This is a genomic window from Acidithiobacillus sp. M4-SHS-6, assembly GCF_047421495.1.
Taxonomy (GTDB): Bacteria; Pseudomonadota; Gammaproteobacteria; order Acidithiobacillales; family Acidithiobacillaceae; genus Acidithiobacillus.
This window is the reverse complement of the sequence record NZ_CP175559.1, coordinates 406,355-424,801: the sequence shown is the minus strand read 5'-3', so window position 1 is coordinate 424,801 and position 18,447 is coordinate 406,355. Positions and strand designations below refer to the sequence as shown.

At 58.2% G+C, this 18,447-nt stretch carries 23 protein-coding genes; 10 read left to right on the top strand and 13 right to left on the bottom strand.

What is annotated here, in order from left to right; translation table 11 throughout:
• The 9 genes from ACJU26_RS02095 to rfbB all read left to right on the top strand — a co-directional run bounded on the left by ACJU26_RS02095 (position 1) and on the right by rfbB (position 7,486).
• On the top strand, positions 1-1,389 hold the full coding sequence (locus ACJU26_RS02095; RefSeq protein WP_414040912.1) for a sigma-54-dependent transcriptional regulator: 1,389 nt from the start codon (positions 1-3) through the stop codon (positions 1,387-1,389).
• 63 nt (positions 1,390-1,452) lie between these two features.
• Entirely contained in the window at positions 1,453-2,142 is a 690-nt protein-coding gene (locus ACJU26_RS02090; protein ID WP_414040911.1) for a DUF502 domain-containing protein, read from the top strand.
• A gap of 72 nt (positions 2,143-2,214) precedes the next feature.
• Entirely contained in the window at positions 2,215-3,120 is a 906-nt protein-coding gene (gene galU / locus ACJU26_RS02085; protein ID WP_414040910.1) for a UTP--glucose-1-phosphate uridylyltransferase GalU, read from the top strand.
• Positions 3,110-3,994: a glucose-1-phosphate thymidylyltransferase RfbA gene (gene rfbA, locus ACJU26_RS02080; protein WP_414040909.1), complete on the top strand. Its 885-nt coding sequence runs from the start codon at positions 3,110-3,112 to the stop codon at positions 3,992-3,994. The genes galU and rfbA overlap by 11 nt, the downstream gene beginning before the upstream one ends.
• Positions 3,991-4,539 carry a dTDP-4-dehydrorhamnose 3,5-epimerase gene (rfbC, locus tag ACJU26_RS02075; protein ID WP_414040908.1) on the top strand — a complete coding sequence of 183 codons (549 nt, stop codon included), beginning with the start codon at positions 3,991-3,993 and terminating at the stop codon, positions 4,537-4,539. The genes rfbA and rfbC overlap by 4 nt, the downstream gene beginning before the upstream one ends.
• Positions 4,540-4,602: 63 nt before the next feature.
• A complete protein-coding gene (locus ACJU26_RS02070) occupies positions 4,603-4,941 on the top strand; it encodes a DUF3579 domain-containing protein (RefSeq protein WP_414040907.1) in 339 nt (112 codons plus the stop codon).
• Positions 4,941-5,447, top strand: coding sequence for a hypothetical protein (locus ACJU26_RS02065; protein ID WP_414040906.1), 507 nt, complete (start codon positions 4,941-4,943; stop codon positions 5,445-5,447). Before ACJU26_RS02070 ends, ACJU26_RS02065 begins: the two co-directional genes overlap by 1 nt.
• 21 nt (positions 5,448-5,468) lie before the next feature.
• Positions 5,469-6,362 (top strand): dTDP-4-dehydrorhamnose reductase, encoded by an 894-nt coding sequence (rfbD, locus tag ACJU26_RS02060; RefSeq protein WP_414040905.1) that lies wholly within the window; start codon positions 5,469-5,471, stop codon positions 6,360-6,362.
• Positions 6,359-7,486 (top strand): dTDP-glucose 4,6-dehydratase, encoded by a 1,128-nt coding sequence (gene rfbB / locus ACJU26_RS02055; protein ID WP_414040904.1) that lies wholly within the window; start codon positions 6,359-6,361, stop codon positions 7,484-7,486. The genes rfbD and rfbB overlap by 4 nt, the downstream gene beginning before the upstream one ends.
• A 37-nt stretch (positions 7,487-7,523) precedes the next feature.
• Here the strand turns inward: rfbB and def are convergent, their stop codons facing one another.
• From def to rluD, 8 genes are read right to left on the bottom strand one after another with little or no spacing between them, the layout of a single operon-like run.
• Entirely contained in the window at positions 7,524-8,033 is a 510-nt protein-coding gene (def, locus tag ACJU26_RS02050; RefSeq protein WP_414040903.1) for a peptide deformylase, read from the bottom strand.
• Complete coding sequence (locus tag ACJU26_RS02045; protein WP_414040902.1) at positions 8,033-8,554, bottom strand: glycine cleavage system protein R; 522 nt, start codon at positions 8,552-8,554, stop codon at positions 8,033-8,035. Before ACJU26_RS02045 ends, def begins: the two co-directional genes overlap by 1 nt.
• On the bottom strand, positions 8,551-9,180 hold the full coding sequence (gene mtnB / locus ACJU26_RS02040) for a methylthioribulose 1-phosphate dehydratase (protein WP_414040901.1): 630 nt from the start codon (positions 9,178-9,180) through the stop codon (positions 8,551-8,553). The genes ACJU26_RS02045 and mtnB overlap by 4 nt, the downstream gene beginning before the upstream one ends.
• Positions 9,170-9,826, bottom strand: coding sequence for an HAD-IB family phosphatase (locus ACJU26_RS02035; RefSeq protein WP_414040900.1), 657 nt, complete (start codon positions 9,824-9,826; stop codon positions 9,170-9,172). The genes mtnB and ACJU26_RS02035 overlap by 11 nt, the downstream gene beginning before the upstream one ends.
• A complete protein-coding gene (locus tag ACJU26_RS02030; protein WP_414040899.1) occupies positions 9,826-10,998 on the bottom strand; it encodes a RuBisCO large subunit C-terminal-like domain-containing protein in 1,173 nt (390 codons plus the stop codon). The genes ACJU26_RS02035 and ACJU26_RS02030 overlap by 1 nt, the downstream gene beginning before the upstream one ends.
• Positions 10,995-11,546 carry a cupin domain-containing protein gene (locus ACJU26_RS02025; RefSeq protein WP_414040898.1) on the bottom strand — a complete coding sequence of 184 codons (552 nt, stop codon included), beginning with the start codon at positions 11,544-11,546 and terminating at the stop codon, positions 10,995-10,997. The genes ACJU26_RS02030 and ACJU26_RS02025 overlap by 4 nt, the downstream gene beginning before the upstream one ends.
• Before the next feature lie 6 nt (positions 11,547-11,552).
• A complete protein-coding gene (gene pgeF, locus ACJU26_RS02020) occupies positions 11,553-12,302 on the bottom strand; it encodes a peptidoglycan editing factor PgeF (protein ID WP_414040897.1) in 750 nt (249 codons plus the stop codon).
• The gene (gene rluD, locus ACJU26_RS02015) at positions 12,292-13,251 is read right to left on the bottom strand and encodes a 23S rRNA pseudouridine(1911/1915/1917) synthase RluD (protein WP_414040896.1); all 960 of its coding nucleotides are present in this window, start codon (positions 13,249-13,251) and stop codon (positions 12,292-12,294) included. The genes pgeF and rluD overlap by 11 nt, the downstream gene beginning before the upstream one ends.
• A 28-nt stretch (positions 13,252-13,279) precedes the next feature.
• Between rluD and ACJU26_RS02010 the strand changes: the two genes are divergently transcribed.
• Positions 13,280-14,026, top strand: coding sequence for an outer membrane protein assembly factor BamD (locus tag ACJU26_RS02010; RefSeq protein ID WP_414040895.1), 747 nt, complete (start codon positions 13,280-13,282; stop codon positions 14,024-14,026).
• 52 nt (positions 14,027-14,078) lie between these two features.
• Here ACJU26_RS02010 and ACJU26_RS02005 read toward each other — a convergent pair whose 3' ends face one another.
• From ACJU26_RS02005 to sucC, 5 genes are read right to left on the bottom strand one after another with little or no spacing between them, the layout of a single operon-like run.
• A complete protein-coding gene (locus ACJU26_RS02005; protein WP_414040894.1) occupies positions 14,079-14,417 on the bottom strand; it encodes a P-II family nitrogen regulator in 339 nt (112 codons plus the stop codon).
• Positions 14,404-16,065 carry an NAD+ synthase gene (locus ACJU26_RS02000; protein WP_414040893.1) on the bottom strand — a complete coding sequence of 554 codons (1,662 nt, stop codon included), beginning with the start codon at positions 16,063-16,065 and terminating at the stop codon, positions 14,404-14,406. The genes ACJU26_RS02005 and ACJU26_RS02000 overlap by 14 nt, the downstream gene beginning before the upstream one ends.
• Positions 16,065-16,937 carry a succinate--CoA ligase subunit alpha gene (gene sucD / locus ACJU26_RS01995; protein WP_414040892.1) on the bottom strand — a complete coding sequence of 291 codons (873 nt, stop codon included), beginning with the start codon at positions 16,935-16,937 and terminating at the stop codon, positions 16,065-16,067. Before sucD ends, ACJU26_RS02000 begins: the two co-directional genes overlap by 1 nt.
• Positions 16,934-17,278 carry a hypothetical protein gene (locus ACJU26_RS01990; protein WP_414040891.1) on the bottom strand — a complete coding sequence of 115 codons (345 nt, stop codon included), beginning with the start codon at positions 17,276-17,278 and terminating at the stop codon, positions 16,934-16,936. Before ACJU26_RS01990 ends, sucD begins: the two co-directional genes overlap by 4 nt.
• Position 17,279: 1 nt before the next feature.
• Positions 17,280-18,443 (bottom strand): ADP-forming succinate--CoA ligase subunit beta, encoded by a 1,164-nt coding sequence (sucC, locus tag ACJU26_RS01985; protein WP_414040890.1) that lies wholly within the window; start codon positions 18,441-18,443, stop codon positions 17,280-17,282.
• Between the last annotated feature and the right edge of the window lie 4 nt (positions 18,444-18,447).

Below are 18,447 nucleotides of genomic sequence, written 5' to 3'. Positions count from 1 at the left end.
ATGCGTAAAACCATGCCCACCATTCTCATTATGGATGACGATCCGGATTTTTTGCGGCTCCTGGGTTTATGGCTGGAAAGTGAAGATTATCGCGTGCTGAGCAGTCCTCATCCGCTGCCAGGACTGGATCTGCTGGACCAGGAAAGCGTGGATTTGCTGATCACCGATTTGCGCATGCCCGTCATGGACGGCATGGCCGTTCTGGAAGCTGTCCAGAGCCGCGATCCCGATTTACCCGTGATCCTGCTGACTGCCCACGGCAGCATTCCCAATGCCGTGGAAGCCATGCGTGCCCAGGCTTTCGGATATCTCAGCAAACCCTTCAGCAATGAAGAATTGCAGACACTGTGCACGGCAGCTCTGGCGCAACGCCACGCCAGTCGGGAGTTGGGCAAGTTGCGGGCGGATCTGCGCGCCCAGGCAGGGCAAAGCATCCTCCACCGCAGTCCGGTCATGGCCAGTCTGGTCGACGAGATCTCGCGGATAGCCTCATCCTCGGCCAGTGTGTTTCTTTCCGGAGAAAGCGGATCCGGGAAAGAACGGGTCGCCCGCGCCATTCACGAAGCCAGCGCCCGTCACGATCAACCCTTTATTGCTGTCAATTGTGGGGCCATTCCCTCCGAACTCGCCGAAAGTGAACTGTTTGGCCATGTCAAAGGCGCTTTTACCGGAGCCACCCAGGATCATGTCGGCCTGATTCGCAGTGCAGACCAAGGGACTTTGTTCCTGGATGAAATCGGCGACCTTCCCCTGGCGCTACAGGTCAAACTCCTGCGGGTACTGCAGGAAGGCACCTTACGCCCGATTGGTGCCAAAACCGAAATATCCGTGGATTTGCGCATCATCAGCGCCACCCATCAGGATATCCACGCCCTGACGGCCAGCGGCGCCTTCCGGGAAGATCTGTATTATCGCCTGCACGTCATTCCCCTGCGGGTGCCCAGCCTCAGTGAACGTCCCGAAGATATCCTGTTGCTGGCCCAATATTTCCTGGATCGGGAAAGTCAGCGTCTGGACCGCAAAATCCTGGGTTTCAGCCCCGAGGCCATGGATAAACTGATGCAAAGACCCTGGCCCGGAAATGTGCGGGAACTCGAAAACGCGGTCAGCTTTGCCGCCGCCGTCACCGAAAAAGGCTGGGTCGCCGGAGAAGCCATTCCCGATGCCGGCCGACAAGGCGGGCCCAGCGCCTTTCCGCCCTTGCAGGATGCCAAGACGGCCTTTGAACGGGCTTATCTGGAAAACCTGCTCCGTGCCACCGACGGCAACATTTCCCGGGCAGCGCGCATTGCTGGTCGGCATCGCACGGATTTATACAAACTCATGCGCAAGCATGATCTGGCCCCGCAACTTTTCAAAAATCAGGAAGAACGCGATGACATTCCTTGACCATCACCAAGCTCCGGCCATTTTGTGTCCCGCTGTAAGCATGCTTTTCATCACGGCATCCTTATGACGCTACCCGCACCTGTTTCGCCGAAATCCCGTTTTCAACATTGGCACTTGCGGCGCTGGTTTGCCCAGGGGCTGCTCATTTCCCTGCCCATCGGCCTGACCATTTATGTGGTTTTGTGGATTGGCGACTGGCTGGCCAGTCTTTTTGAAGCCCCCATCAAGACCCTGTTTGGCATAGACATTCCTGGCCTGGGACTGGTACTGACCTTGCTGACGATTCTGGGAGTCGGATTTTTGGCTTCCCATGTCCTGACCGCCTGGATTTTTGAATGGTTGAACAAGGCACTAGCACGCGTCCCCGTACTACAAAGCCTCTACAGGACCATCCAGGAAACAGTAGGCTTACTGCTCGGCGGTGCAGACCGGGGCTTTCGCAGCGCCGTTCTAGTCCGACAGGGAGGGGATATGGGCTACATCATCGGGCTGATTACCCGCGACAGTCTGCAGGAACTTCCTCATCTTCCTGAAGACTGCGTGGCGGTTTTCATTCCCATGAGTTACGGCGTTGGCGGATTCACCTGCCTGGTTCCCCGCAAGAAAATCATTCCTCTGCCAGACATGACACCGCAACAGGCATTGCGTTTCGCCATGGCGGGCGGTGTGGGCGGAGGGAAAAGCTCCCGGGAAAAACCTGGGAATAGCGCCACTCCGGAAATTTCGGAACCTGATACAGATCGGCTCCCATAAAATCGGGCATGACGCTTTGCGGCAAGCGGGTGGTCTTGGTTATACTCGCCCCATTCATGAAGGAGATGAAACATGGCTGAAGTCCGTAAAGCAGTTTTCCCCGTAGCTGGCCTGGGTACCCGTTTTTTACCGGCCACCAAAGCCAGTGCCAAGGAAATGATGCCGGTCGTGGATAAGCCCCTGATCCAGTACGCCGTCGAAGAAGCCATTGCGGCCGGCTGCGATCAGCTGATTTTCATCAGTGGTCGCGGTAAACGGGCCATTGAAGATCATTTTGACGTTTCTTACGAACTGGAAAACGAGCTGGAAAAACGCGGCAAGAAAGCCCTGCTGGAACAAGTCCAAAGCATTTTACCCAGCCACGTCTGTACCATTTTTTTGCGCCAGCCCTATCCCTTGGGTCTTGGTCATGCGGTACTGATGGCCAAACCGGTGGTGGGTGATGAACCTTTTGCCGTGCTGCTGGCCGACGATCTCATGCTGGGAGAACCACCCGTACTGGCGCAGATGGTCGAGCAGCACCATCGCTATCAGGCGGGCATCCTGGGCGTGGAAGAAATTCCTCGTGAACACTCCACCCGCTACGGCGTGGTCGATGCTCGCCCTTGGGATGAGCGTATTTTTCAGGTCAGCGGCATCGTCGAAAAACCCAAACCGGAAAAAGCACCGTCCAATCTGGGAGTGGTAGGCCGTTATATTCTTCCGGCCCGTCTTTTTCATTTTCTCGAAAAAACCCAAAAAGGGGCCGGGGGTGAAATCCAGTTGACCGACGCCATCGCCCATCTTCTCAATGAACGTCAGGTGCTGGCCTACCGATTTGCTGGTGAACGCTTTGATTGTGGCGACAAATTGGGCTATCTCAAGGCCACCATTGCCTTTGGCAAGTTGCACGCCGAAGTCGGTGCCGATTTTACCGAGTACATGAATGGCCTCTGCCAGGAAAAAAAGGGCGACGTCGAGACGGGCAATGCAGCGTAAGGGCATTCTCCTTGCCGGTGGTTCCGGCACCCGTCTGTATCCGCTCACCCAGGCCGTCAGCAAGCAATTGATGCCGGTGTATGACAAGCCGCTGATTTATTATCCTCTTGCCACGCTGATGCTGGCTGGCATCCGCGAGATCCAGATCATTTCCACCCCCAATGATTTGCCACGCTTTCAGCAGCTACTGGGGGATGGTCAGCAGTGGGGCCTGGATTTCCGCTATGCCGAACAGGCGCGGCCGGATGGTCTCGCCCAAGCCCTGCTGATTGCCGAGCCGTTTCTGGCGGGCAGCCCTTCGGCACTGGTTCTCGGCGATAACGTCTTTTATGGCCATGATCTCAGTGAATCCCTGCAGCAATGCAATCAAGTAGAAAATGGTGCGACGATTTTTGCCTATCACGTCGCCAATCCCAGGGCCTATGGAGTAGTGGAATTTGACCGTCAGGGGGTAGCCATCGGCCTGGAAGAAAAACCGGCCAGGCCGCGCTCTTCCTATGCCGTTACCGGGCTGTATTTTTATGATGCCAGTGGCAGCCGCATGGCCCGGGAAATTCGCCCTTCGGCACGCGGTGAACTGGAAATCACCGACCTCAACCGTTTGTATCTGGAACAGAAACGTCTGCATGTCGAAGTGCTGGGGCGAGGTACTGCCTGGCTGGATACGGGCACCCATGCCGACCTCCTCAATGCCGGACAGTTCATTCGCACCCTGGAAGAGCGCCAGGGCCTGAAAGTCGCTTGTCCCGAGGAAATCGCCTATCGCATGGGGTACATCGATGCCGAAGCCTTGATCCGTCTGGCTGCCCCTCTGCAAAAAAGCGGTTATGGTGCGTATCTGCTGCGCCTTCTGGAAGAAGGAAACCCGTTTTGAATATTGAAAAATTGCGCATTCCCGAGGTACTGCTCATCACCCCCAAAGTATTTGGCGACAGCCGAGGATTTTTCATGGAAAGCTGGAACCAGCGGCAGTTTGCCGAGGCGGGGTTGAAACTCGATTTTGTTCAGGATAACCACAGTCGTTCCCAACAGGGCGTACTGCGCGGCCTGCATTACCAGATTCACCAGCCCCAGGGGAAACTGGTGCGGGTGGTTTCGGGAGCCGTTTTTGATGTGGCCGTCGATTTACGCCGGTCATCGTCCACTTTCGGGCAGTGGGTCGGCGCCACGCTCTCCGCCGGAAATCACCAGATGCTCTGGGTACCTCCGGGCTTCGCCCATGGCTTTTACGTCCTCAGTGACTTTGCCGATTTCCTCTATAAAACCACCGAATTTTATGCGCCGGAAGCCGAACGTTGCATTGTCTGGAATGATCCGGAGATCGCCATCGCCTGGCCCATCCCGGCGGGAACAGCGCCGCAACTGGCCAGCAAGGATGCGGCCGGTTGCACTTTCAGCAAGGCAGATACCTATTCGTGACCCCTTCATTCTCTGCGCAAAGGGCGGTATCATCGCCCACTTTCCCGAGGAGCAGCGGTATCCATGATCATCATTGATGGGGTGACCGAAAGCGGGGGGAAGTTCCGTCCCTCGGCCTGGGCAGAAATGCTCATTGAAGGGGTGGGTCTCGCCCATTTCGGTGCCGACCACAAAATCCATTATCTACCCTTGATCGAGCCGGCCAACATCAACGGCAATGCGGCCATCATCATGGATGAGAGCCTGGAAGAACTGCGTCCCGAGGCCTTTGCCGAAATCATGCGTTTTGCTGCCGAAAATCGCTTGCAAGTCCGTCACGAGGAAGGCGACATCAGCGACCGGCACAAAGAGAAAAACGCCGCTCATCGTCGGGCACGCCCAGCCCAGCGCCGTCATTCCTGATGGCCAGGCGTCCCGAAAAATCCAGTCGAATGCGTTTTGCCTGGGCGCTGGGCATTGTTATCGCCCTCTATGGCATACTCACCATCCTTCTCAGCGTCCATGTCATCGATCAGCAGAGCAGCGCCCGCACGGACCTCTATGCCGCCCTGGAAACCCTCGACCAGTTGCACCAGGAAGCCATGGCTGCAACCAGCTCGGCAGATGCCCGCAAAGCCATCGCCAACGCCTGGCACGATCATCGCGCCTTTGCCGCAGCATCGCCGCAACAGGCCCGGCTGATCGCCAGTCAGCTCATCACCCGCCTGAATCAGGAATATCCCCATCCTGCCTGCGGGCAAACACGCCCTGCTTTTGTTGCCGCTGCGGCCCTCCCCAAACAACGCGCCTGCATGGTAGCCGTGGGCGTCAAAAACAATCAGGTCAGGGTGACGGGTTATGATACCCAGGGTATTGCCATGGATAACTTTTATGAATTTCTGTACGCCCCAACTGGCCGTTCCGACTGAACAGACAATGGAGAAAACCCTATGAGGCGTGTACTGCTGTTGGGTGCCAATGGCCAGGTGGGCTGGGAACTCCAGCGTCAGCTTCCTGAATCTGTTGAGCTGCTGGCCTTGTCTCGGGCCCAGGCGGACATCAGCAGCCAGGAACAGGTTGCCCGCATCACCCGGCAATTTCGTCCCGATCTGATCATCAACGCCGCTGCCTACACGGCGGTGGATCGAGCCGAATCAGAGCCCGAAAAGGCCTATGCCATCAATCGTGACGGAGCGGCCCATTGTGCAGCGGTTGCCGCAGAACAAGGCGGCCGGCTCATTCACCTCTCCACCGATTTCGTCTTTGACGGCAACCGGCCCACCCCCTACCCTACCGACAGTCTGCGCCGGCCATTGGGGGTTTACGGCGCCAGCAAGGCGGCTGGCGAGGTCGAAGTGGAACGCATCCTGGGCAATAACGTTCTGATTTTGAGAACGGCCTGGGTCTACAGCGCGCATGGTACAAACTTTGTGAAGACCATGCTGCGTCTGATGAAAGAACGGGAAACCCTGGGTGTGGTGGGTGATCAGCTGGGCAGCCCCACCTGGGCGGCGGGACTGGCCGCAGCCATCTGGCGGGCAAGCGAACAACCCGGATTCCACGGCATTCAACACTGGACCGATGCGGGAGTGGCTTCCTGGTATGACTTTGCCGTCGCCATTCAGGAAGAAGCCCTGACTCTGGGCCTGCTGCCCCGCGCCATTCCCATTCGGATGATTGCCAGCAGCAGCTATCCCACCCCCGCCCGCCGTCCCGCTTGTGCAGTACTGGATAAAAGTACCAGCTATGCCGCATTGGGAGCCGCTCCCCACTGGCGGCAGGCCCTTCGCCAGATGTTGGTCGATACCGATTCTGATGAGATACAGGAGTCCCCATCCCCATGAGCACGACACCCATTGCGGACAAGCGCTTGCTGGTCACTGGTGCCGCTGGCTTTATTGGCGGCAATTTCTGTCACCACTGGCTGGAAACCCATCCCCAAGGAACACTGATCGCCTATGATGCCCTCACCTATGCCGGCAACCCCCATAATCTGGATGGACTGGAAAAGTATTCCGGTTTCCATTTTGTGCATGGAGACATCAATGATGCCGCATTGGTGGAAAACAGCATGCGCAGCCATGCCATCAACGTCATCGTGCATTTTGCCGCGGAAAGTCACGTGGACCGCTCCATTCATGATCCCGATGCTTTTATTCAGACCAACATCGTCGGCACCCACACCCTGCTCAAGGTCGCCAAAGCCCTCTGGCTGGACGGCCCGAAAGGCCCCATTCCCCATCGCTTTCATCATATTTCCACCGATGAGGTTTATGGCACCCTCGCCCCCCAGGACCCGCCTTTCCGCGAAGACACCCCTTATGCCCCCAATTCTCCCTATGCCGCCAGCAAGGCCGGCTCCGATCATCTGGTCCGCGCCTATCGGCATACCTACGGCCTGAACACCACTACCAGCAACTGCTCCAACAATTACGGCCCCTTCCATTTTCCGGAAAAACTCATTCCCCTCATCATCGTCAACATTCTGCACAATAAGCCCTTGCCCATTTATGGCGATGGTCGGCAGATTCGCGACTGGCTCTATGTCGAAGATCACTGCCGGGGAATCGCTGCCATTCTCGAACAGGGGCAGGAGGGCGAAAGCTACAACATTGGTGGCTGCAATGAATGGACCAACCTGGATATTGTGCAACTGATCTGCCGGAGCATGGATGACTTGTTTGCCAGCCAGCCGCACTGGGCCACCCAATACCCTCAGGCCGCACCCGCACTGGGGCGCAAAAGCGCGGAGCTGATCGAGTACGTCCGCGACCGGCCCGGCCATGATCGCCGTTATGCCATAGATGCCCGAAAAATCACCCAGGAACTGGGCTTTGCCCCTGCCGTGGATTTTCCCACCGGCATCCAGGACACCATCCTCTGGTATCTGGAACACCCCCAGTGGTGGCAACAAGTCATGGATGGCAGTTATCGGAAATGGGTGGACAAACAGTACAGGAGGGGATGACGCCCAGCTTGTTTACCCGCTTCTGATGTAAACTTGGCTATTTGGATTTCTGGTAATTCTTGCGCCGGAACAGATCGGTTTTTCGGGATACCAGACGATCAAGAAACAAAAATCCGTCAAGATGATCCATTTCGTGCTGTATCGCTCGGGCTTCAAAACCTTCGCACTCGTAACTGCGTTCATGACCGAATACGTCCTGGGCCTGCACCTGAATGCGTTCGGCGCGAATCACATTTCCGGTAAAATCCGGCACGGACATGCATCCCTCGCGACCCACCGCCATGCCCTCCCAGGCCAGCAGTTCAGGGTTGATGAGCAGCATCAGACCATGGCAATGGTCGCCCAGCTTGGCACGCACATCGACGATGACGATACGCTGCAAACGATCCACTTGCGGCGCGGCAATTCCCACCCCTCCGGGACCGGCATACATGGTTTCCGTCAGATCACTGACAAATTGTTGCAATGCATCGTCAAAAACCTGCACCGCTTCGGCCTTGCGCTGCAGACGGGCATCGGGATAGGTCAGAATGGACAGAACAGCCATCAGAAAACCGCCGCTTCCATGGGATGGACCCCCACCTCGATGCCTTCTTTTTCCCGTAAGGGCAAGACCGCCTGGCGCACGCTCTCGATGCCAGCAGGGGCATAGCCCTGTATGACCATCACGTAGAGGGGACGCTCGGCACTGCCTGAACTTTCACTTTCCAGATCGACCACATTAAAGCCGATGGCTGCCAGGGCACCGGTCACCCCGGCAACAATGCCCGGATGATCCGCTCCGTAGACCGTGACCCGGGTATTGGGAAGATCGGCGGTGACGGCCACGCTGGAGATGGGGTCCAGGTGGACCCGCAAATTCAGGCGCTTGATGGCGGGATCCAGGGCCATTTCCACCGAACCCAGATCCCGGCTGTAATCGATGACCTGCATGATGGTGAAATATCCTCCCAAACGCATCATGGAGGCATCACCAATGGAGCAGTCCGCCGTAAACAGCGCCTGGGTGACTGCCGCGACAATTCCGGGACGATCTTCGCCAATGACGGTGAGAAGTGCTTGACTCATGCCTGAACTCCTATAGCGAGGGCTTTAGCCTGTACGAGATAACGGAAACAATATTCCAGCAATTCCAGATGATGTCGAGCGGACAGCAGGTCTCGCCCCCAAACTGTCACCCCGTGCTGGTGAATCAGGACGCCAGGCACCCGGGGAAGAGATTGCGCAAAGGCCGCGTCCATATCTCCGGCAATCCGGGCTACGTCCTGATGATTGGCAAAAACCGGAAGATCCACCTCGGGTTCGGCATCGGGAACTCCCAGCCCCTTGAGCATCTCCAGGGGCGGTAAACGCAACTGTCCATTTCTGGCCAAATGCCCGCAGAGATTGGCTTCAATGGAGTGCCCATGAAATACCACCCGGGCCTCGGGAATATGTCGATAAATCACCCGATGAATGGCCGTTTCTGCCGAAGCTTTGCGCCCGGCCGGCGCCGCAAGGACCTCGCCCTGCAGGTTCACGGACACAAAATCATCCGGGGTCAGCAAGTCCTTGGGACGGCCACTGGCGGTAATCCAGAAGCTGTCTTCCGCCCTGCGGGCCGATAAATTGCCTGCGGTCCCCAGCATCCAGCCCCTTGCATGAAAACTCCGGGCCGAGTTCGCCAGATCCTGACGCAAGTCTTCACTGTGCATGACCTTGCTCCTGCCACCACCCTTGTTGAGCGAGTGCCGTATTGACATCATCGAAGGTTTCAAAGGGAATGAAGCTTCTGCCTTCTGCCTTCAGATATTGGGCCAAACGATCCCGGGCACAGACCAGCGGACAGTCTCTGGCCACCCGCAGATCCGTAATGGAATCGCCGATACAAACGGCGGTATCCGGATGATAGTGGTCCAGCACCTGACGCTTGGCGACCAACTCCTGGGCATCCTGCCAGGGTGAAAAAACCCGCAGGGTCGGCCCGGAAAGATCCACTTCCAGACCATGAATGGCGTGAATGGCGCTGCGATAAGGGGCCAGCACGATTTCCGCCATGCGCGTAAAACCACCGGTGACGACAATAAAGGGTACTTCCGCCTGACGGGCAGCATCCAGCAGGGCAGCCAAGCCTGGGCGCAAGACCGTGCCCCGCACAAAATCTTCCATTTCCGGCCAGCGCCGGGTGGGAATGCCTTCCAATATCTGGGGCAGACCTTCCCGCAGGCTCAAGCGCCGCGCATAAATTTCCGGCAGGATCGCTGCGGCAGACTCGGGCGCAAAATGGCGCATCAAGGCGACAAATACTTCCGTTTCGGTGATGGTCCCATCGAAGTCGCAAAAAATGGCCTTGGCGGGCATCAGGCATTCCCCCATTTTTCGACAGCCGCACGCAGGGGACCGGCGGGCAGATCGGAGAGTCGCCAGGGGGCGCCCTCCTGCCAGCGTTCCAGACCTTCGTGGAAGGCCAGCACTCCGCTGGCAGGCCCCATGGGATGATCCATGATGCCCGTTCCCGCGTTGAGAATGACGTCTGCACCATAATCTTTCAGAATGGCCCCCAGCATGCCGGGATGCACCCCCGCCGAAGGCACCGGAGCCACCCCCCGCGCCCGCAAGGCCTGGACAACGCCTTGCTCATCGGCCTCAGGAAAAGGCAGGCTGCCATAATGGGCAGGATACAGCACCGCATCCGCGCCGGCGTAGGACATGACCGTGCCCAGCAAGGCCGGATAGGCAAAACCATGATCCGGGGCAGCGCAGTAGGCTCCAGCCAGGGCAGGGTGGGCAAAAATCGGAACAGGCACTTCCGGATCGGCGGCCAGTGCTTCCAGCGTCGGAAACCCGTAGACCAGCACATTCAGGAGCAAGGCATTGGCCCCCCGGGCCACCAGTTGCCGGGCGAGATCCTGCACCTGCCGGGCATCTCCGGAGAGATTCATGGCATAGAGCAGATCCCGTCCGGTTCGGTCCCGCCGCGCTTCAATAATCGGCGCGCAGGCTTCCCAGCGAGCCAGGGTGGCTGCCGAAGGAAGATCGGGCAGGATTTCGTCATCCTTGATGATATCCAGGCCCGCCATGGCCACTTCGGCAAGAATCTTGGCGTGATCTTCGGCACTCAAGCCCAGGGCGGGCTTGAAAATGGCCATGATCAGGGGGCGTTCGGGGACATGGAGCAGTTCACGAATGCCCGCCAGCCCGAAAGCACAGGCTTGCCCATAATCCGCGGGTAGGCGAATGGCCATGACCTTGGCCGGACCGGCCAGGGAATATTTGCCGAAAATCATGGTCAGGAGGCTGCCCATGCGGCCATCCACATTTTCTGCCGGAAAAGCAATGGTGGCGAGCTGTCGCCCTGCGGGCAATGCCCGAATAGCCAGCACTTCGGCCAAATGCCCGCGGAACTGCGCTTCCCGATGCTGAAAACGGGCGTCCCAGCTTCCCGCCGTCTGCCCGATGGCAATGGCCTGGGCCTGCCGGGCAGCATCCACACCTGCGGGAAATTGGTAATCCACCTCGATAGAACGGCTCATGGACAGACAAAATCCTGCAAGGGTCGATCCGTGTACAGGGGTGTCCAGCCACCCCGGGCACTGAAATAGCGCACCGCCTTGATACGCTGCCGCTGATTGAGGCGAAACCAGTGCTCCACATGGGCCGGGACATGAATATAATCACCCGCCAGTACGGTCAGCTCGACCTGGGAACCATCGGGTAAGACAAAGCCAAATATGCCCTCGCCATCAACGACATAGCGAACTTCTTCATCATCATGGGTGTGGATGCGATGAAAACGGGTGTTGAGTGCCTCCAGTTGGGGATGGCCCGGGTAGAGCACCACCAGATCCCGTTCCTGATAGCCTTTTTCTGCCTGCAGGCGCTGAAAAACGCCATCCAGCGCTTCCAGTAGCCTGGCCTGATCGGCAGTATCCAGTTCTGGCGCAGCCAGCAAGGAAAGGGTCTGCTCGTGAGTCGGCACGGGTAATGTTTCGAGGGTGACCTCCAGCGTTGCCAACACTTCGGCAATGACCGCAGGATCTGTAACCAGTGCCGGATCACCGGCTCTGCGCAAAGTTGCCATAATGACTCATTCCCTCCAGAGCAAAGATGCCATTCGTCCAGTCACACCATCCCGCCGGTACGAAAAAAAATCGCCATCACTGAAAGTACACCGGTCCCCACCATAAATGGCCGTGACCGCAACACGCTGCAGACGCTGCCTGGCCAGTTGGTAAATGTCGGCCCACCAGCGATCCCCCTGGCCCTGGCGAAAGGCGCTGGCAGCCGTGGGGTCCTCCGCCAGAAAAGCGGCCCGCAGCTCCGGACCCACTGCAAAAGCCTCGGGGCCAATGGCTGGTCCCAAGTATATCAGAACTTCCTTGCCGGGCACCCCTAGAGCGGCCACGCCTTTTTCCAGAATCCCGGCCAGCAGTCCCCGCCAACCCGCATGGAAAGCACCCAGATGCCGGCCATCACGACTGCAGGCCAGTACCGGCAGGCAGTCAGCCGTCAGCACCGCCAGCACCGGCCCGGCAACGTGAGTCACGGCTCCATCGGCCGCAGCGTCAGAACAGACAGGCGAATCCGTGGGAATCTGCAAGATCTCCGTACCATGCACCTGCCGCAACCACTGCGGCTCCCCTGGTAAGTTCAGCAATTCGCCGAGATGCTGCCGGTTTTTCGCCACCGCCTCGGGATCATCACCCACATGGTCGCCCAGGTTGAACGAGTCATAAGGGCCGCTGCTGTATCCACCATGGCGCAGGGTAAAGGCACTGCGTACCCCTTTGGGCAGAGGCCAATCGGGTATCCGGATGGCCCCGGAATCAGCGGGCACGGCGGACCTGCCGCAACACATCCAGCAGTTTTTCCATGTCTTCGGGAAGCGGGCTTTCCCAGCTCATGAGCTCTTCTGTTTCCGGATGATACAGCTTCAGCCGCCAGGCATGCAGAGCCTGACGACGAAACTGCTGCCAATAGGCCAGACCCTCTGCATCCAGCCCCTGGGGTACGGTCATCCGCCCCCCGTATATGGGATCGCCGACCAGGGGATGACCAATATGCGCCAGGTGTACGCGGATCTGATGGGTGCGCCCGGTTGCCAGACGCAGACGTAAATAACTGTGGCGGGGAAAGCGTTCGACCAGACGAAAATCCGTCTGGGCGGGACGACCATCTGCCCGGACCGTCATCCGCAAACGATCATGGGCATGGCGACCAATGGGCTCATCCACTCGCCCGCCGCCGGTCATCGGGCCGTTTACCAAAGCCAGATATTCGCGATGCATGCTGTGGTCACCCAACTGATCAATGAGGGACTGCCGTGCCATTTCAGTTTTGGCAACCACCAGCAGCCCGGTGGTGTCCTTGTCCAGACGATGGACAATACCCGCACGGGGGAGATAGGCATTCTCCGGCAGATGCGCCAGTACGCCGTTCACCAACGTGCCGTCCGCATGTCCCGCACCGGGATGGGTCAACTGCCCGGCGGGTTTGTGCAGCACCAAAATCTGCGCATCCTCATGGAGGATGTGCAAGGGAATATCCTGGGCCATCCAGACACTGGCTTCACTTTCCGGCCAGTCGATGTCCACGGCCTCCCCCCCCCGAATACGCAGGCTGGGTTTTTCTGGCGCGCCATTCACCCGAATATGCCCCTCTTTCAGCAGGGTCTGGATCCGGCTGCGGCTCACTTCCGGAAGCAGGGCCGTCAACACCGCATCCAGTCGTTCACCGGCTTGATCCACTGGCAAAATCATGGGAAGTCCCGTAGTATCCTCGTTCATGGCTCGCCACTATAGACTATTGTCCTTCATGCGCAAACGCTTACTTATTTCGTTCTGTTGCACCGCCCTTCTGGCCGGTTGTGCCAGCACCCCCCACAAAGACGATCCGGCTGCGCTGAATCATGAATCAGCGGCAGCCATGTACCAGCCGGCCAAACAAGCCATGGAAAGGGGCGATTACAGTTCGGCCATTCGTTACTACGAAGATCTGGAAACCCGCTATCCTTATGGCCCCTATGCCGAACAAGCGCAACTGGATACGGCTTACAGCTACTACAAGAGCGGGGATTCCGAGGCGGCCGCGGCTGCCGCCGAGCGCTTCATCAAACTGCACCCGGCCAATCCCCATGTGGATTATGCCTGGTATCTGAAAGGTATTGCCTATTATCAGGACATCCAGGGTGCCGAATGGAACCCCAAACCGGCAGAAGAAGCCTTTAATACGCTCAAAACCCTGGCCAAGCGCTGGCCGAACAGTCCCTATGCAGTGGATGCCCGTCTACGCATGGCAAAAATCATCGATATTCTCGGCAAACGCAACCTGGATATCTGCAAGTTCTATTATGCGCGACACGCCTACGTCGCGGCGGCCAATCGCTGCAACACCGTCGTGACGCGCTTCCAGCTCAGCCCTGCACGGCAAGAAGCCTTGTATTATCTGGTCCGGGCCTATCGCCACCTCAACCTGCGGAATCAGGCAGAAACCGTGCGCAAGGTATTGGCATACAACTACCCCCAAAGCAAATATCTGAGGGATCTCGGCAAAACCGATTGAACAGGAATGGTGCAGTTGCCGGGCGCAAATGACTGCACCCCGCTGCCCTGAATCAGACGGCTTCGGGGCCTTCTTCGCCGGTCCGGATGCGAATCACCCTTTCCACGGCACACACAAAAATCTTGCCATCGCCAATTTTGCCGGTGCGCGCAGACTGTTCGATGGCTTCAATGGCGCGATCCGCCATCTCGTCTTCCACCACGACTTCCAGCTTGAGCTTGGGCAGGAAGTCCACCACATATTCCGCACCCCGATACAGTTCAGTATGGCCCTTTTGTCGCCCGAAGCCTTTCACTTCCGTCACCGTCATTCCCGCCAGGCCGATTTCCTGCAAAGCCTCGCGCACATCATCCAGCTTGAAGGGCTTGATGATCGCCTCAATTTTCTTCATGGTGTTGTACCTCGTTCAGCTTATGGTGGCCACCCCAGGAAGCGTAGCCGTTGGTGATAGGATAGCGCCGATCTTTCCCGAATGCGCGGGGACTGATACGGACACCGGGAGCAGCTTGCCTTCTCTTATATTCGGCACGATCAATCAAGCGCAATACCCGCCGGACCGTGTCGGCGGCATAGCCGGCAGCGATGAGATCTTCGGCAGAGCGATCCTCTTCTACATAGGCGGCAATGATGGCATCCAGCACCCCATAGTCCGGCAGACTATCCTGATCGCGCTGACCCGGGGCCAACTCCGCCGATGGTGCCCGACTCAGCACCCGCTCGGGAATGACTTCAGACAGGGCATTACGATAACGGGCCAGCCGATACACCAGGGTCTTGGGAATATCCTTGATGATGGCGAATCCACCTGCCATATCGCCATACAAGGTAGCATAACCCACGGCAATTTCACTTTTGTTGCCGGTCGTGACCAGCAAATGGCCAAACTTGTTGGAATAAGCCATCAATAATCCGGCACGTACCCGTGCCTGCAGGTTTTCTTCGGTAGTATCCGGCGCGCGCCCGGCAAACAGGGGAGAAAGTGTTTGCAGATAGGCCTGGAAAACCGGTTCGATGGACAGCAGATCATGGGAAACGCCCAGACTTTCCGCCTCGGCAACCGCATCTTCCACACTCATGGCGGCGGTGTAGCGGGAGGGCATGATCAGGGCATGGACCTGCTCCGGACCTAAGGCATCTACGGCAATAGCCAGGGTCAAGGCCGAATCGACCCCTCCCGAAAGACCCAGCACCACACCGGGAAAATGATTTTTACGGACATAATCGCGGATTCCCAAGGTCAGCACGGCATAGACCTCAGCCACCATATCCCCCCATTCGGCGGGAGGCGCGTCACTTTTCACCTGCAAGCCCTGGGAGCTTCGCTCAAAAACCGTCAGCAGGAGAGCCGATCGGCAAAGTGCTCCCCGGGTCACCAGTCTACCCGAAGCGTCCAGCACAAAAGAACGTCCGTCAAAAACCAGCTCATCCTGACCACCCACCAGATTCACATAGCAGATGGGCAACTGCGTCTGGGTCGCCAAAGCGGCAAGGCGGGACTCCCGCTCCCCCTGCTTGTGCCGATGGTAGGGGGAAGCATTGAGCACCAGCAGCAATTCCGCGCCTTGCTCGAGTGCGGCCTGGGCCACTGCCGGCCCGCACCAGACATCCTCACAAATCGCCACTCCGCAGGAAATGCCCGCACAAGCAAAAGTCAGGGGTTGCGTACCCGGCGTAAAATAACGCAACTCATCAAAAACCGCGTAATTGGGCAGACAGTGCTTGTGATAAACCGCCTCGACCTGCCCATCCCGCAACAAACTGGCGCTGTTGTAAAGCTGGGTGTCGATCCGCTGGGGATGCCCCAGCAGCATGGGCAAAGGTGTCTGAAGCGCCAGTAATTGCAGAGCCTCATCGCAAGTCTGCAGAAAATCCTCACGCAAGAGCAAATCTTCGGGAGGATAACCGCATAAGGCCAGCTCCGGGGTCACCAGCAAATCGGCGCCAGCCGCCTTGGCCTCCTGCGCTGCCGCCAGGATCAGCGCCACATTGCGGTCTACATCACCGACCCAGACATTACACTGCGCGAGAGCAATACGCATCAGCCCTCCAGCAAGGCCGCAGCCCGCGTACCCAGCTCCGCCGGAGAATGCACACAATGCACACCGGCGGCTTCCAGAACCGCATATTTGGCAGCGGCCGTCCCCGCATTGCCGTCTATAATAGCCCCGGCGTGCCCCATACGCTTGCCCTTGGGCGCCGTCGATCCGGCAATAAAGGCGACCACCGGTTTACGCACATGGGACTGGATGAATTGGGCCGCTTCTTCCTCCATGCGACCACCGATTTCCCCGACCATGATAATCAGTTCGGTTTGCGGGTCAGCTTCAAAAAGGGCCAGCACTTCAACAAAACTCATGCCAATCAGGGGATCCCCGCCGATGCCCACACAGGTACTCTGTCCCAGACCCAGACGGGTGGTCTGCTCCACGGCTTCATAGGTCAGAGTCCCGGAGCGGGACACAATGCCGACCTTGCCGCGGCGGTGAATGGAGCCGGGCATGATCCCGATTTTCGACTGTCCCGGTGTAATGATGCCCGGACAGTTGGGACCGATCAGGCGCACGGCAGAGCCCGCCAGATAGTGTTTGACCATGAGCATGTCATGCACCGGAATCCCCTCGGTAATGCAGACAATCAGCTCGATACCGGCAGCCGCCGCCTCGATGATGGCATCTGCGGCAAAGGGCGAAGGCACATAAATCACGCTGGCCTCGGCACCCGTTTCCCGGACAGCATCGGCCACCGTATCGAACACCGGCAGGCCCAGATGGCGACGGCCGCCTTTTCCGGGAGTCACTCCACCGACCATCCGTGAACCATAAGTCATGGCCTGTTGGGAGTGAAAAGTGCCCTGTTTGCCGGTGAAACCCTGGCAAATAATGGGGGTATCGCGAGACAGCAATATGCTCATATATGCACCCAAATCAGAATCAACAGCAGAATAATCACTGCTTCACCCAGTAGCAGAAGCAGTAGGTATGGATGGCGCCGCAGCCTGGGGTGAACCTGATTCAGGTCTGTCCGCAGGGCCGCGAAGTCTTGCCGGAGATTTTCCAGGTCATCCACCTGGGCCACGGTTTTCAGACGCTCGTCGAGAATCTGGTCCAGAAGAACGGCCATTTCCGCCATGCGCTCGGCCGATTTCCGGTCGGCGCCACGCTTGACGTAGGCGTCGGCCAGACGGGTAATCAATGGCCCGGAATTGCGCAAAACCGGCCACAAGCGCTGCAACCAGAGAATATTGATGGACACCTTAGCCCTGAGCAGCCGCCACTGCCTTCACAGCAGCATCGGTCAGTCCATCGGCCGTTATCAATGAAAGGCCGCTCTCCTTCAACAAAGCCATCCCTTCCTCCTTGCGGGTACCCTCCAGACGCACCACCACCGGCAGATGAATGCCCACCTCGGCGGCCGCCTGAATAATGCCTTCCGCCAGCAAATCACAGCGGGTAATCCCGCCAAAAATATTCACCAGGATCGCCTTCACCCGCGTATCGGATAAAATCAGCTTGAAAGCCTGGGTTACCTTGTCGGCCGCCGCACCACCGCCCACATCCAGGAAATTGGCAGGCTCACCGCCATGCAGTTTGATCATGTCCATGGTCGCCATGGCCAATCCGGCGCCATTCACCATGCAACCGATATTGCCGTCCAGGGAAATATAATTGAGCCCAAACTGCCTGGCGGTGATTTCCCGCCCATCCTGCTGGGTGGAATCAAACAGTTCGTCGGATTCCGGGTGCCGGTACAAGGCATTGTCATCCATGACCAGTTTGGCATCCAGAGCCAGAAGGCGGCCATCACTGGTGACTACCAAGGGATTGATTTCCACCATCAGGGCATCCAGTTTCTGGGCAAGACGATACATCCCCTGCATGATCCGGGTCAGTTGCTGCACCTGCCCCGCATCCAGGCCAAACTGAAATCCCAGTTGCCGGGCCTGGAAGGGCAGAAAACCGCTGCGCGGGTCTGCCACCAGCTTTACCAAGGCCTCTGGGCGCGTGGTGGCCAATTCCTCGATATCCATCCCCCCTTCCTGGGTGGCGAGAAAGGTGATCCGGGCCTGCCCACGATCCACCAACAGCGCCAGATAGAGTTCCCGGGCGATACTGCTGGGTTCCTCAATCAGCAAAGCCGCCACATGCTGCCCCTGGGGACCGGTCTGGGCGGTAACCAGTCGCTTGCCAAGTAACTCCTGGGCAGCTTTTTCCACTGCGGCAATACTGTGGACGACTCTGACACCACCAGCCTTGCCCCGGCCACCGGCATGGACCTGGGCTTTTACCACCCAGGCCGGACCACCCAGTTCGCGAGCCTGATTCACGGCCTCCTTCACGGAGAACGCGGGAATGCCATGGGGGACCGGAATTCCTTCTTCGGCCAACAGCCGCTTGGCCTGATACTCATGCAGATTCATGTAG

Bases quoted from the DNA above. Each gene is read 5' to 3' on its own strand.
- rfbB (WP_414040904.1), top strand. From the start codon at position 6,359: ATGAGCACGACACCCATTGCGGACAAGCGCTTGCTGGTCACTGGTGCC.
- rfbD (WP_414040905.1), top strand. From the start codon at position 5,469: ATGAGGCGTGTACTGCTGTTGGGTGCCAATGGCCAGGTGGGCTGGGAA.
- rfbA (WP_414040909.1), top strand. From the start codon at position 3,110: ATGCAGCGTAAGGGCATTCTCCTTGCCGGTGGTTCCGGCACCCGTCTG.
- ACJU26_RS02090 (WP_414040911.1), top strand. From the start codon at position 1,453: ATGACGCTACCCGCACCTGTTTCGCCGAAATCCCGTTTTCAACATTGG.
- ACJU26_RS02035 (WP_414040900.1), bottom strand. From the start codon at position 9,826: ATGCCCGCCAAGGCCATTTTTTGCGACTTCGATGGGACCATCACCGAA.
- ACJU26_RS02005 (WP_414040894.1), bottom strand. From the start codon at position 14,417: ATGAAGAAAATTGAGGCGATCATCAAGCCCTTCAAGCTGGATGATGTG.
- ACJU26_RS02030 (WP_414040899.1), bottom strand. From the start codon at position 10,998: ATGAGCCGTTCTATCGAGGTGGATTACCAATTTCCCGCAGGTGTGGAT.
- ACJU26_RS02000 (WP_414040893.1), bottom strand. From the start codon at position 16,065: ATGCGTATTGCTCTCGCGCAGTGTAATGTCTGGGTCGGTGATGTAGAC.
- sucD (WP_414040892.1), bottom strand. From the start codon at position 16,937: ATGAGCATATTGCTGTCTCGCGATACCCCCATTATTTGCCAGGGTTTC.
- ACJU26_RS02010 (WP_414040895.1), top strand. From the start codon at position 13,280: ATGCGCAAACGCTTACTTATTTCGTTCTGTTGCACCGCCCTTCTGGCC.
- galU (WP_414040910.1), top strand. From the start codon at position 2,215: ATGGCTGAAGTCCGTAAAGCAGTTTTCCCCGTAGCTGGCCTGGGTACC.
- ACJU26_RS02065 (WP_414040906.1), top strand. From the start codon at position 4,941: ATGGCCAGGCGTCCCGAAAAATCCAGTCGAATGCGTTTTGCCTGGGCG.
- ACJU26_RS02070 (WP_414040907.1), top strand. From the start codon at position 4,603: ATGATCATCATTGATGGGGTGACCGAAAGCGGGGGGAAGTTCCGTCCC.
- ACJU26_RS02095 (WP_414040912.1), top strand. From the start codon at position 1: ATGCGTAAAACCATGCCCACCATTCTCATTATGGATGACGATCCGGAT.
- rluD (WP_414040896.1), bottom strand. From the start codon at position 13,251: ATGAACGAGGATACTACGGGACTTCCCATGATTTTGCCAGTGGATCAA.
- def (WP_414040903.1), bottom strand. From the start codon at position 8,033: ATGGCTGTTCTGTCCATTCTGACCTATCCCGATGCCCGTCTGCAGCGC.
- mtnB (WP_414040901.1), bottom strand. From the start codon at position 9,180: ATGCACAGTGAAGACTTGCGTCAGGATCTGGCGAACTCGGCCCGGAGT.
- ACJU26_RS02025 (WP_414040898.1), bottom strand. From the start codon at position 11,546: ATGGCAACTTTGCGCAGAGCCGGTGATCCGGCACTGGTTACAGATCCT.
- sucC (WP_414040890.1), bottom strand. From the start codon at position 18,443: ATGAATCTGCATGAGTATCAGGCCAAGCGGCTGTTGGCCGAAGAAGGA.
- ACJU26_RS02045 (WP_414040902.1), bottom strand. From the start codon at position 8,554: ATGAGTCAAGCACTTCTCACCGTCATTGGCGAAGATCGTCCCGGAATT.